The sequence below is a fragment of the Streptomyces sp. NPDC017529 genome, assembly GCF_044329785.1.
GTDB lineage: Bacteria > Actinomycetota > Actinomycetes > Streptomycetales > Streptomycetaceae > Streptomyces.
This window is the reverse complement of sequence record NZ_JBIRJY010000004.1, coordinates 199954-212772: the sequence shown is the minus strand read 5'-3', so window position 1 is coordinate 212772 and position 12819 is coordinate 199954. Positions and strand designations below refer to the sequence as shown.

Here is a 12819-nt window from a genome sequence, read left to right as displayed (position 1 = left end):
ATGAGTCCGGGCTGCGCCGGACTTGTCGTGCGCATTGTTGGTGCGGGAGGGGCGGGTGGCAACGATGTTGCGGGAACCGGGGAAAAGTTGGCGGGTTTCCGTCACCGCGAGCCATTGACCGAGCCATGCCAACGCACAACGCTGTCGCCGTCGCTCGCCTCACACCCCCACGGAGGAGACCGCATGCGACCACGCTCACGCGGCAGACGGACCACCGTCCTCACCGCGCTCGTCTCCCTCGCCCTGGCCGCACCCCTCGCCGCCCGGGCCGAGGACTCCCCTCGACAGCACATCCCGCAGCAGGCCGCCGTCGGCACCGCGGCCGCGGACACCGCGACACCGCGTCAGTACGAGATCACCGGACCCGCCACCGCCGCCCAGCGCAGCGCCCTCGCCTCGACGGGCGTGTCCATCGACGAGGTGCACGGCCGCACCGTCGTCATCACCGCGGACACCGCCCAGGCCGCCCTCGTACGCAAGCTCGGCTACCGGCTGCGGGCCCTGCCCGCGCCCCCGTCGGGCACCGGCGACCGCGTCAAGGACTTCCCCTCCGGCTACGGCAACTACCACAACTACGCCGAGGCCACGGCCGAGATCAACGGCCTGGTGGCCAAATACCCCGCCATCCTGAGCAAGCAGGTCATCGGCAAGACCTACCAGGGCCGGGACATCCTCGCCCTCAAGCTCAGCAAGAACGTGGCCCAGGACGAGAACGAGCCCGAGGTCCTCTTCACCGCCCACCAGCACGCGCGCGAACACCTCACCGTGGAGATGGCCCTCTACCTGCTCAACGACTACACGTCCAAGTACGGCAGCGACCCGCGCGTCACCAAGATGCTCGACTCCCGCGAGATCTGGGTCATCCCGGACGTGAACCCGGACGGCGGCGCGTACGACATCGCCACCGGCTCCTTCCGCAGCTGGCGCAAGAACCGCCAGCCCAACGCCGGCTCCGCCAACGTCGGCACCGACCTCAACCGCAACTGGGACTTCAAGTGGGGCTGCTGCGGCGGCTCCTCGGGCAGCACCGGCTCCGAGACCTACCGCGGCCCGTCCCCGGCCTCGGCCCCCGAGGTCAAGGTCGTCTCCGACTTCGTGCGCGGCCGCGTCGTCGGCGGCAAGCAGCAGATCAAGACCGCCATCGACTTCCACACGTACAGCGAGCTGGTCCTGTGGCCCTACGGCTACACCTACAACGACACCGCCCCCGGCATGACCCAGGACGACCGCGACGCCTTCGCCGCCGTCGGCAGGTCCATGGCCGCCAGCAACGGCTACACCCCCGAGCAGTCCAGCGACCTCTACATCACGGACGGCTCCATCGACGACTGGCTCTGGGGCGACCAGAAGATCTTCGGCTACACCTTCGAGATGTACCCGTCCTCCGCCGGCCAGGGCGGCTTCTACCCCCGCGACTCGGTGATCCAGCGCGAGACCTCCCGCAACCGCGACGCCGTCCTCCGGCTCTTGGAGAACAGCGACTGCATGTACCGCTCGATCGGCAAGGAGGCGCAGTACTGCAAGACCGGGTGAGGTGAGCGCCCTCGCGGCCGGGGCCCGCCACGACGCGGGCCCCGGTCGCCCGCGTGCCCCGGTGAGTTGGCGAATGACATGCCCAGGTGGCCATGAAAGGGCTGGTCAAACGCGCGCGGCGCCACGGTTCCCCACGCGCGATAAACCCGGCGACACCGGCGATCACCCCCGGGATACTCGTCGCCCATGGATGAAGTCGAAGTCGTCGTCGCCCATTCCGAGCGGGCGACCCTGCGCGTCGGCGACGTGTTCCTGAAGGTGGACACCGATCAGGCACGCATCGACGTCGAGGTCGAGGCGATGGCCCTGGCGCCGGTACCGACCCCGGAGGTCCTGTGGCGCAAGCCGCCCGTGCTGGCGATCGCCGCGGTCCGGGGGACGGCGCTCGGCCGCCTCGGCGAGCCGTCGACCGCGTCCCCTGCGGCGTGGGCCGCGGCGGGCGCCGCCATCGCGAAGTTGCACCACGCGCCGTTGCCGCCCTGGCCCGGCCGGGGCGGCCGGGGCCTGGACGAGTTGGCGGCGGAGCTCGACGGCGAGTGCGAGTGGCTCGTGGCGAACGGCGTCCTGCCCACCGGCCTGGTCACCCGCAACCGCCAGGTCGCCGAGACCGCGCTCCGGCCGTGGACTCCGGCGTTCACGCACGGCGACCTGCAGATCGCTCACGTGTTCGCCGACGGCGGCGAGATCACCGGCATCATCGACTGGTCCGAAGCGGGCCGGGGTGATGCCCTGTTCGACCTCGCCACCTTGACGCTCGGACACGAGAAGCACCTCGGTGACGTCGTCGCCGGCTACGGCTCCGACGTCGACCGCGACGTGATCCGCGCGTGGTGGTCGTTGCGAAGTCTGCTGGGGGTTCGCTGGCTGGTCGAGCACGGCTTCGACCCGTTCGCGCCGGGCTGTGAGGTCGACGTACTGAGGTCCCGTATGTGAGGGGCCGTCAGACCACCAGGCTCACCACCGCCGCCACCGCGAACCCCACCACCGACAGCACCGTCTCCAGCACCGTCCACGACTTCAGCGTGTCGCGTTCGGAGATGCCGAAGTACTTGGCGACCATCCAGAAGCCGCCGTCGTTGACGTGGGAGGCGAAGATCGAGCCGGCCGAGATGGCCGTGATGATCAGGGCCAGGTGGGGCTGGGAGAGGTGCCGGCCGTCCACCAGGGGGAGGACGATGCCTGCCGTGGTGACGATGGCGACCGTGGCCGAGCCCTGGGCGACGCGCAGGACGACGGAGACCAGCCAGGCGAGCAGGATCACGGGCAGGCCGACGTCGTGGAAGGTGTCGGAGAGGGCGTCGGCGACGCCGCTGCCCTTGAGGACGGCGCCGAAGATGCCGCCCGCGCCCACCACCAGCAGGATGTTGCCGACCGGCTTGAGGGACGCGGTGGAGACGGTCTCCAGGGACTTGCGGGACCAGCCGCGGCGGATGCCGAGGAGGTAGTAGGCCAGGAGCAGGGCGATGGTCAGGGCCACGAAGGGGTTGCCGAAGAATTCGACGACGGAGCGGAGAGTGGAGGGAGAGAGGGCGACGGAGGAGAAGGTGGCGAGGAGGATGAGGACGAGGGGGGTGCCGATAATGGTGAGGACGGTGCCCAGGGCGACTGGTTTCTCGTGGGGTTGTACGCCTGCCGCCGCCTGTTCGGCGGTCACCGCGGCGCGGGCCTCCTCCGCGGCCTCGACCATGTCCTGCGGTACGGGGACGAAGATCCGCTTGCCGATCCACGCGGCGTAGCCCCAGGCGGCGAGGACGGCGGGGATGCCGCAGACGACGCCCATGAGGATGATCCAGCCGAGGTCCACCTTGAAGAGACCTGCCGCGGCGACCGGGCCGGGGTGCGGCGGGAGGAAGGCGTGGGTCATGGAGAGGCCGGCGAGCAAGGGCATGCAGTAGAGGAGGATGGATTTGCCGGTGGGGGTCCCCCCTGCACCAAGCTTGTCGGGTGCTTGGGGGATTTTGGCTGCTGCGTAGACGATGGGCGCCAGGACGAAGATGCCCACGTCGAAGAAGACCGGGATGCCGAAGATGAGGCCGGTGAGGCCCATGGCGAGGGGGGCGCGGCGTTCGCCGAAGACGCCCAGCAGGCGCGCGCTCAGTACTTCCGCGCCGCCGGAGACTTCGAGGATCGCGCCGAGCATGGTGCCCAGGCCGATGATGATGGCGACGTGTCCGAGGATGCCGCCCATGCCGCTCTCAATGAGGGAGGGGAGGGACGACTTCTGGACCGTGCCGAAGAGTTCGGTTACGGAGAGGCCGGCTGCCAGGCCTACGGCTATGGAGACGCCCAGTAGCGCCACGAAGGGCTGGAGGCGGACTTTGATGATGAGGAAGAGGAGCAGGAGGATGCCGAGGGCGGCGACCGTGAGGAGGCCGGGGGTGCCCGGTATGAGGGCGAGCAGGCCGCCGGTGTGGGGTGGCGCCGGTGGTGCGGCGGGGGCCGCGGCAGCGGCGAGGGCAGCGTGGATCATGTGACGACTCCGTTGTCGGACAGGGAAGTTCCAGGCAGGGGGGACCGCGGCACGGCGCCCCGGGCGTACGGGGCGCCGTGCCGTGCGGCGGGTTCAGCGGCGGTAACGGCAAGGGGATGTCCCGGTCAGCCCAGCACCGCGAGGGCGTCGATCTCGATGAGCAGGCCCTTGGGGAGGCCGACGTACACGGTCGTACGGGCGGCCGGCACCTCCTTGAGGCCCTCGGCCTCGAAGTAGGCGTTGTAGATCTCGTTCATCTCGGCGAAGTGGTCGGTGTCGGTGAGGTAGACGCGCATCATCATGACGTCGTCCCAGGTCGCGCCGCCTTCCTCCAGAATCGCCTTGACGTTGGCGAAGGTCTGGAGGGTCTGTTCGCGCAGGGTGGGGCCGGCCGGGGTGGGGGCCTGGCCCTCGACGGCGGGCAGGAAGCCGACCTGGCCGGCGACCTGGAGGATGTTGCCCTTCTTCACGCCGTGGGAGAACTTGGCGGGCGGGGTGGTGTGGGTGGCCGGGGTGAGGGCGGTCTTCTCGGTCATGGTCAGGCTTCCTTCATGTCTTTCTGCGGGGTGTTGCCGGAGTACTCCCGGCTGATGTCGTCCGCGGTGCGGCGTACCAGCGGGAGCAGGGTGAGGAGTTCCTCGGCGGTGACGACGACATTCGGCGCGGAGACCGACATGGCGGCGACGAGCCGGCCGTCCGCGCCGCGGATGGGGGCCCCGACGCAGTTGATGGACTCCTCGTGGCCGCCGAGGTCGGTGGCCCAGCCCTGTTCGCGCACCTTGGCCAGCTCGGCCAGGAAGGCCTGCGCGTTGGGTGTCGAACGGGGCGTGTAGAGGGGGTAGTCGAGCTTCTCGGCGAGCGTGCGGCGCTCGGGCTCGGGCAGGTCGGCGAGGAGCAGTTTGGCGACGGCCGCGACGGTGATGGCGACCGGTTTGCCGATGCGCGAGTACATCCGTACCGGGTAGCGGCTCTCGACCTTGTCGATGTAGAGGACCTCGTTCTCCTCGTACACCGCGAGGTGCACGGTGTGCCCGCACTTCTCGTTGAGCTTCGTCAGGTGCGGGTGGGCGATCTCGCGCACGTCCAGGTTCTCCACGGCCTGCTGGGCCAGCGCGAAGAGCCGGGCGCCGAGGCGGTAGCGCTGGTCGCTCTGGCGGTAGACCATGCCGTGCTCGTGGAGCGTGCGCAGCAGCCGCAGGGCGGTGGACTTGTGCACGTCGAGGCGGCCGGCCACCTGCTCCAGGTTGGCGGGGCCTTCCGCCAGCAGCGGCAGGATGCTCAGTGCGCGATCGACTGTCTGACTCATGGTGTACGGACCTCCACCCGTGCGTTGTGCACCCCGTGGCTGCCGGTGTCGCTGCTGGGGTTGTCGGGTGCGTCACCGTGGGTCGTCCAGCCGGGGCCGAGTCGCAGTCTCCCCCAGGCGGCGGGGTCCAGGCGCGCAAGGCGGTCGGCGAGGCCGCGGGACGGGGGTGTGCCGAGGTCGCCGGGGACGGTGAGGGAGGCGGCGGCCATGAGGTGACCGTGCCGGATGCGTTCGAACACGGGCAGGTCGCGGAGGGTGGCGGAGAGGAATCCGGCGGCGAAGGCGTCGCCGGCGCCGACGGGCGCGACGACGTCGACCGCGAGGGCGGGGGCGCTGGTGAGCGTGTCGGTGCCGTCCGCCCGGCGGGCGTGGACGGTGGCGCCGTCGCCGCCCTGCTTGACGACGAGGACGGCGGGTTCGGGCAGGGCGGCGCGGATGGCGGCGGTGCCGTGCAGGTCCCAGGCGGCCGCGGCCTCGTCCTCGCCGACGAAGACCAGGTCGCAGCGGCGGGCGAGGTCGAGGAGGAGCCCGGGGCCGCGTGCGGTGCGGTCGCGCCACAGCCCGACGCGGTAGTTGACGTCGAAGGAGACGAGGGGGCGCCCGGGGGCGGGGGCGGTGAGGACGCGCAGCACGTCGAGGCAGCTGTCGGAGAGGGCCGCGGTGATGCCGCTGAGGTGGAGTACGCGGGTGTCGCGCAGGGCGTGGTCGTCCAGCAGTTCGGGGGACATGGCGGAGGCGGCGGATCCGGCGCGGTAGTAGGCCACCTCGGCCTCGCCGGCGCCCGTTTCCGTACCGGTGGCGCGTTCCCCGGCCGTACGGAAGTAGACGCCGGTGGGGCGGTCCGGGTCGCGCTGGACGTGGGTGACGTCCACGCCGCAGGCGGCGACGGCGTCGCGGATGTGGTCGCCGAAGCCGTCGGCGCCGACGCGGGAGACCCAGCGGGTGCGGTGGCCGGTGCGGGCGAGGGCGCAGGCGACGTTGGACTCGGCGCCGCCGATGCCGCGCTCGAAGGTGGTGACGTCGGCGAGCCGCCCGGGCCCCGCGGGCATGAAGGTGACCATGGTTTCGCCGAGACAGACGACGTCGGTGCCCGGCCGGGCGGGTGTGGTGCCGTCCGTGGCGTCGCTGCCGCCGGTGCCGGCGTTGCTGGACGTGGTCACGATCTCCTGCACTCCTTTGCGTACGGGCTGTGTTGAGCCGTTCCGCGACGTGTTACGCACCATTGACCCGGCGATGGCTCGGATGTTAGACAGCAGTGAGCGATATGCGCAATGGGTGTTGCACGCAGTGCAACAAGGACTCTCGAGGAGGCCCCATGGCCGCCGAGCGGCACGCGAAGACCCTCGCGGACGAACGGGTCGACCACCGTTTCAAGGGGCTTCCCCCGGATGCCGCCGGCCGTACCGTCGGCGAACTGGCGGCCGAGCGGCGCAACCTGTTCACCGGCGGCTTCACCACGCCCGTCCTCGCGCTGTCCGCCGAGTCGCTGGACCACAACCTGGCGCTGATGGAGACGTACACCGAGCGGCACGGCCTGGCCTTCGCGCCGCACGGCAAGACCTCGATGGCGCCGCAGCTCTTCGCCCGCCAGCTCGCCCGCGGCGCGTGGGGCATCACCGCCGCCGTCCCCCACCAGGCCCGCGTCTACCGCGCCCACGGCATCCGGCGGATCTTCCTCGCCAACGAGGTCGTCGACGCCGCGGCGCTGCGCTGGCTGGCCGCCGAACTGGACGCCGACCCCGGCTTCCGCTGCATCTGCTACGTCGACTCGCTGCGCGGCGTGGAGCTGATGGACGCCGCCCTGCGCGCGGCCGGCGCCACCCGCCCGCTGGACGTGGTCATCGAACTGGCCGCAGGCGAGGGCGCCCGTACCGGTGTCCGCACCGACGCCGAATGCGTCGAACTGGCCGACGCCGTCGCGGGCGTGGACACCCTGCGGCTGGTCGGCATCGCCGGCTACGAGGGCGAGGTGCCCGATGCCACACCGGAGCGGGTGACCGCCTGGCTGCGCCGGCTCCTCTCGCTCACCGTGGCCTTCGACCGGTCCGCGCGCTTCGCCGACCTGGACGAGATCGTGCTCAGCGCGGGCGGCAGCGCCTGGTTCGACGCGGTCGCCGAGGTCTTCGACGAGGCGCCCGAGCTGTCCAGGCCGCTGCTGAAGCTGCTGCGCTCCGGCGCGTACGTCTCCCACGACGACGGCCACTACCGCCGGCTGACCCCCTTCAACCGCGTCCCGGCGGAAGGCGCCCTGCGGCCCGCCTTCCGCCTCTGGGCCCAGGTCGTCTCGCGCCCGTCCCCCGGGCAGGCGTTCCTGAACGCGGGCAAGCGCGACGCGGCATACGACCTCGACCTGCCGCAGGCCCAGGTCGTACGGTCCGCGCGGGACGGCACCGAGCGGCCCGCCGACGGGATCACCGTCACCGGCCTCTCCGACCAGCACGCCTGGGTCCGTACGGAGCGCTCCGGCGACCTGGAGGTCGGCGACTGGGTCGGCCTGGGGCTGTCGCACCCGTGCACGTCGTTCGACAAGTGGCAGCTGATCCCGGTGGCCGAGGCGGACGGCACGGTCGTGGACTACGTCCGTACGTTCTTCTGACGGCCCCCAGGTCCCCACGGCCCCTTGCGGGCCGCGAGACTTCGGCGCGGGGTCGTGCAGCCACCGCCGCGGCGCGCCCCGGCTCACAGGAAAGGCAGTTCGGTCATGGACACCGTGGTCCGCGACGTACGCGTCATCGACGGCACCGGCACCCCCTCCTACCGGGCGGACGTCGCCCTCGACGGCGGCCGGATCGCCGAGATCCGCCGGGAGACGGACACCGGGCCGCGCCCCGGCGCCGCGCGCGTCGTGGACGGCGGCGGCCTCGCCCTCTCCCCCGGCTTCATCGACATGCACGCGCACAGCGACCTGGCACTGCTGCGCGACCCGTCGCACGAGGCGAAGGCGGCGCAGGGCGTCACCCTCGAAGTGATCGGGCAGGACGGCCTGTCGTACGCGCCGGTCGACGACCGCACCCTCGCCGAGGTCCGCGCGCAGATCACCGGCTGGAACGGGGACGGCTCGGACATCGACTTCGTCTGGCGCACGGTCGGCGAGTACCTGGACCGCCTCGACCACGGCTTCGACGGGCAGGGCATCGCCGTCAACGCGGCGTACCTCGTCCCGCAGGGCACCGTGCGGATGCTGGCACTGGGCTGGGAGGACCGCGCGGCCACGCCCGGCGAGCTGGCCCGGATGCGGCAGCTGGTCGCGGAGGGCCTGGAGCAGGGCGCCGTCGGGCTGTCCTCCGGCCTGACGTACACCCCCGGCATGTACGCGGACGACGCCGAACTCACCGAACTGTGCCGGGTCGTGGCCCGCTACGGCGGCTACTACTGCCCCCACCACCGCTCGTACGGCGCGGGCGCGCTGGAGGCGTACGAGGAGATGGTCGGCCTCGCCCGCCAGGCGGGCTGCGCCCTGCACCTCGCCCACGCCACCATGAACTTCGGCGTGAACAAGGGCCGCGCCCCCGAACTCCTCGCCCTCCTCGACCGGGCCCTGGCCTCCGGCGCCGACATCACCCTGGACACCTACCCGTACACGCCCGGCTGCACGACCCTGGTCGCGATGCTGCCGAGCTGGGCGAGCGAGGGCGGGCCCGACGCGATCCTGGCGCGGCTGCGGGACGACGCGGCGGCCGGGCGCATCCGGCACGTCATGGAGGTGGAGGGCGCGGACGGCTGCCACGGCGTGCCGATCGAGTGGGACACCATCGAGATCTCCGGCGTCTCGAACCCCGCGCTGGAGGACCACGTCGGCAAGACGGTCGCCCGCTCGGCGCTGGAGCGCGGCGAGGAGCCGTGGACGACGGCCCGGCGCCTGCTGGTCGAGGACCGGCTCGGCTCGACGATCCTCCAGCACGTCGGGCACGAGGAGAACGTCCGCGAGATCATGCGCCACCCGGTGCACACCGGCGGCAGCGACGGCATCCTCCAGGGCAACAAGCCGCATCCGCGCGCGTACGGCACGTTCCCGAAGTACCTGGGGACGTACGTGCGGGAGCTGGGCGTGCTGTCGCTGGAGGAGTGCGTGGCGCACCTGACCGCGCGCGCCGCGGCCCGGCTGCGGCTGCCCGACCGCGGCCTGGTCCGCGAGGGCTACCGTGCCGACCTGGTGCTCTTCGACCCGGACACGGTCGCCGCCGGGGCCACCTTCGACGCGCCGCGCACCCTGCCGACGGGCATCCCGCACGTCCTGATCGACGGCCGCTTCGTCATCGAGGACGGACGGCGTACGGACGTACTGGCGGGGCGGGCGGTCCGGCGAACGCGCTCTTGACCAGTCGTTCCAGCTCCGCGCCGTCGTCCGCGACGCCCAGCGCGCCCAGTTCCCTGGCGGTGTCCTTACGGGCGGGCGTGACCCGGCCGGCGAAGAAGACGACCGGACCCGTGTAACGCTCCTCCCGGCGCAGCGCCGCGACGTGCGTGAAACCGGCCCGGCCGTCCGTGCCCCGGGCGATGTCGGAGATCACCAGGGACGGCGGCCGGTCGGCGATGGCGGCATCGGCCTCCAGCGAGTCCACGGCGGTCTCGACGGTCGCCCCCGCCTGCCGGAACCAGGCGATCAGCGACGCGTTGTTCTCCGGGTTGTCGTCCACCCACAGAATCGTCCGGCCCGCGAGCGCCCCGGCGAGAGACGGCACCCGGCCGAGCCCGGGGCCGCCCGGCCAGCCCGCCCCGTACGCCGGGTCCTGCTGCGGCAGGGTCACCAGCGCCGGCGCGCCATCGCGCAGCCTGTGGACCAGTTCCCCGGAGCGGGGCAGCTCCAGCAGGCCGTCGAGCAGCGAGTTGAACACCTGGTCGGCGACCACGTCGGGGAAGACGGTGGGCAGTTCGCGTTCCAGCCGTTCCAGCGTCGCGGACGGGTCGGTCAGATCGCGCGGTACGTCGCGCCGCTCCAGGAAGGCTTCGACCCGGGGCCGTTCGGCCTCGGGTACGGGCGCCGCCGTCCGCAGCAGCGTCCGCACCCGCCGGTACGTACAGAAGTCCGCGATCACATCGCCCTCGTCGGCGCCCGGCGGGCTGGTCATCATCCGGTAGAAGTCGGCGTAGAAGTACTGGATCAGTAACGTGCGCAGCACCGCCTCCGGCGGGTGGTCGGCCCACACCGGGTTCAGGGTGGCTTCCAGGACGAAGCCGTTGACCAGCCGTTTGATGCGGCGCGGGTTGCGGGCCGAGCGCTCGGCGAGCAGGTCGACCAGCGGCTCGTCGAGGAGTCGCTCGATACCGGCGGTGCGCGCGCACCACGTGATGTACTCCCGTACGCCCCGGCCGTCGGCCACCGGGATGCGGTAGCTGGTCTGGAAGATCTTCTCCATGAAGGCGGTGCCGGCCGGTGACAGATCGCGCAGCAGGCCGCTCGGCCCCATCACCGACCGGTCGCAGCCGATCACGAACGCCAGCCCCGGCACGTCCAGGTAGACCTTGACCGCCTCGCACACCGCGAGCACCGTCTCCTCTGAGCAGCGGTCCAGGTCGTCGATGAAGACGACGAGCATCCGGCGCGGCGCGTAGGCGGCGTTGTCGGCCCACTCCTGGGCCAGGTCGCGGATCGCGTCGCGCATCTCGTTACGGGCCTGGGAGTTGACCGACAGGCTGCTCCACAGCTCGTCGACCAGCCCCGCGGCGCCGAGCGGGCCGGCCGCGACGGTCGCCAGCGCCCGCAGGGCACGCAGCAGGGCCCGCTGTTCGGACACCCGGTGCAGCGCCCGCCGCAGCAGCCTGCGGTCGAAGCGCATCAGGACCGACTTGATCAGCCCTTCCAGTGCGTCCGCGCCGGTCGAGGTCCAGGCGTTGTACCAGACGGTGTGTACCTCGGGCGCCGCCGTCAGCTCCGCGTCCACCAGGCGCATCAGGCTGCTCTTGCCCATGCCCCACCCGGCGTCGACGGCGAGCGTGAAGGGGGTGGAGGACCGGGAGCCGACCAGCAGGCCGGCCAGCTGCCGGGCGGCCCGGCCCGTTCCCAGCAGGTCGGCGCCGGCCGAGTCCACCGGCTCGTCGTTGAGCAGTGCGAGCCGTTGCCCCGATGTCACCGTGCCGCCCCCCGTGATCGTCCGCTCACTGCCCCGGAGCGTACCGGCGGCGCGCGCGGGTGTGAGCCCTCCGTGCGCCGGGCGTACGGGCCCGCGCTGCGCCGCACGCCGTGACGGCGGGTGAGCAACTCCACACCGCCGGTCCCCGCAAGGTGAACAAAAACACCAGGCAGCCCGTGTTACGCGCCCGTAAGGTGGCTGGCATGCAGGTGATCCAGTCAACGAAGCTCGCCAACGTCTGCTACGAGATCCGGGGTCCGGTCCTTGAGGAGGCGATGCGGCTCGAAGCAGCGGGGCACCGCATCCTCAAGCTGAACACCGGCAACCCGGCGGCCTTCGGCTTCGAGTGCCCGCCGGAGATCCTGGAGGACATCCTCCGCTCGGTCGGCACCGCGCACGGCTACGGCGACGCGAAGGGCCTGCTGTCCGCCCGGCGCGCGGTGATGCAGCACTACCAGACCAAGGGCATCGAGCTGTCGGTCGACGACATCTACCTGGGCAACGGCGTCTCCGAGCTGATCCAGATGTCGATGCAGGCGCTGCTGGACGACGGCGACGAGGTCCTCGTACCGGCGCCCGACTACCCGCTGTGGACGGCCTCGGTCTCGCTGTCCGGCGGGACGGCGGTGCACTACCGCTGCGACGAGCAGGCGGACTGGATGCCGGACCTCGCCGACATCGAGCGCAAGGTCACCGACCGCACCAAGGCCATCGTCGTCATCAACCCGAACAACCCGACGGGCGCGGTGTACGACGATGAGCTGCTGCGCGGCATCGCCGAGATCGCCCGCCGGCACAACCTGATCGTCTGCGCCGACGAGATCTACGACAAGATCCTCTACGACGGCGTCACCCATACCCCCTTCGCCTCGCTCGCCCCCGACCTGCTGACCCTGACGTTCAACGGGCTCTCGAAGTCCTACCGGGTGGCGGGCTACCGCAGCGGCTGGATGGCGGTCTGCGGCCCGAAGGCGCACGCGGCCTCGTACATCGAGGGCCTGACGATCCTCGCCAACATGCGGCTGTGCGCGAACATGCCCGCGCAGCACGCGGTGGCCACCGCCCTTGGCGGGCGTCAGTCGATCAACGACCTGGTGCTGCCGGGCGGCCGGCTGCTGGAGCAGCGGGACACCGCGTACGAGCTGCTGACGCAGATCCCGGGCGTCACCTGCACCAGGCCGAAGGGCGCGCTGTACGCCTTCCCGCGGCTGGACCCGAAGGTCTACAAGATCAAGGACGACCGGCAGATGGTGCTGGACCTGCTGCGCGCCGAGAAGATCATGATCGTGCACGGCACGGGCTTCAACTGGCCCGAGCCGGACCACTTCCGGCTGGTCACGCTGCCGAACAAGGACGACCTGACGGACGCGGTGACCCGCATCGGCAGGTTCCTGGACGGCTACGGACAGTACTGAGCGCGCCCGGGAGGGCGGCGCCAC

At 71.7% G+C, this 12819-nt stretch carries 10 protein-coding genes; 5 read left to right on the top strand and 5 right to left on the bottom strand.

The window, feature by feature from the left end:
• Positions 1 to 183 precede the first annotated feature (183 nt).
• Positions 184 to 1533 (top strand): M14 family metallopeptidase, encoded by a 1350-nt coding sequence (locus ACH4K4_RS11645; protein ID WP_398166611.1) that lies wholly within the window; start codon positions 184 to 186, stop codon positions 1531 to 1533.
• Between the two features lie 186 nt (positions 1534 to 1719).
• The gene (locus ACH4K4_RS11640; protein WP_398166609.1) at positions 1720 to 2466 is read left to right on the top strand and encodes an aminoglycoside phosphotransferase family protein; all 747 of its coding nucleotides are present in this window, start codon (positions 1720 to 1722) and stop codon (positions 2464 to 2466) included.
• A 7-nt stretch (positions 2467 to 2473) separates the two neighbouring features.
• Here the strand turns inward: ACH4K4_RS11640 and ACH4K4_RS11635 are convergent, their stop codons facing one another.
• From ACH4K4_RS11635 to ACH4K4_RS11620, 4 genes are all read right to left on the bottom strand, one after another.
• Positions 2474 to 4003, bottom strand: coding sequence for a GntP family permease (locus tag ACH4K4_RS11635; RefSeq protein ID WP_398166607.1), 1530 nt, complete (start codon positions 4001 to 4003; stop codon positions 2474 to 2476).
• A gap of 125 nt (positions 4004 to 4128) precedes the next feature.
• Positions 4129 to 4539 (bottom strand): RidA family protein, encoded by a 411-nt coding sequence (locus ACH4K4_RS11630; RefSeq protein WP_398166606.1) that lies wholly within the window; start codon positions 4537 to 4539, stop codon positions 4129 to 4131.
• A gap of 2 nt (positions 4540 to 4541) precedes the next feature.
• Positions 4542 to 5309 carry an IclR family transcriptional regulator gene (locus ACH4K4_RS11625; RefSeq protein WP_398166604.1) on the bottom strand — a complete coding sequence of 256 codons (768 nt, stop codon included), beginning with the start codon at positions 5307 to 5309 and terminating at the stop codon, positions 4542 to 4544.
• Entirely contained in the window at positions 5306 to 6469 is a 1164-nt protein-coding gene (locus ACH4K4_RS11620) for a sugar kinase (protein WP_398166603.1), read from the bottom strand. Before ACH4K4_RS11620 ends, ACH4K4_RS11625 begins: the two co-directional genes overlap by 4 nt.
• A gap of 155 nt (positions 6470 to 6624) precedes the next feature.
• Here ACH4K4_RS11620 and ACH4K4_RS11615 point away from each other — a divergent pair, with 155 nt between their 5' ends.
• Positions 6625 to 7905 (top strand): amino acid deaminase, encoded by a 1281-nt coding sequence (locus tag ACH4K4_RS11615; RefSeq protein ID WP_398166602.1) that lies wholly within the window; start codon positions 6625 to 6627, stop codon positions 7903 to 7905.
• Between the two features lie 105 nt (positions 7906 to 8010).
• A complete protein-coding gene (locus ACH4K4_RS11610; RefSeq protein WP_398166601.1) occupies positions 8011 to 9627 on the top strand; it encodes an amidohydrolase family protein in 1617 nt (538 codons plus the stop codon).
• Here ACH4K4_RS11610 and ACH4K4_RS11605 read toward each other — a convergent pair.
• Complete coding sequence (locus tag ACH4K4_RS11605; RefSeq protein WP_398166599.1) at positions 9563 to 11380, bottom strand: P-loop NTPase fold protein; 1818 nt, start codon at positions 11378 to 11380, stop codon at positions 9563 to 9565. The two genes, ACH4K4_RS11610 and ACH4K4_RS11605, sit on opposite strands and share 65 nt — an antisense overlap.
• A gap of 203 nt (positions 11381 to 11583) precedes the next feature.
• Between ACH4K4_RS11605 and ACH4K4_RS11600 the strand changes: the two genes are divergently transcribed.
• On the top strand, positions 11584 to 12795 hold the full coding sequence (locus ACH4K4_RS11600) for a pyridoxal phosphate-dependent aminotransferase (RefSeq protein WP_398166598.1): 1212 nt from the start codon (positions 11584 to 11586) through the stop codon (positions 12793 to 12795).
• Positions 12796 to 12819 lie beyond the last annotated feature (24 nt).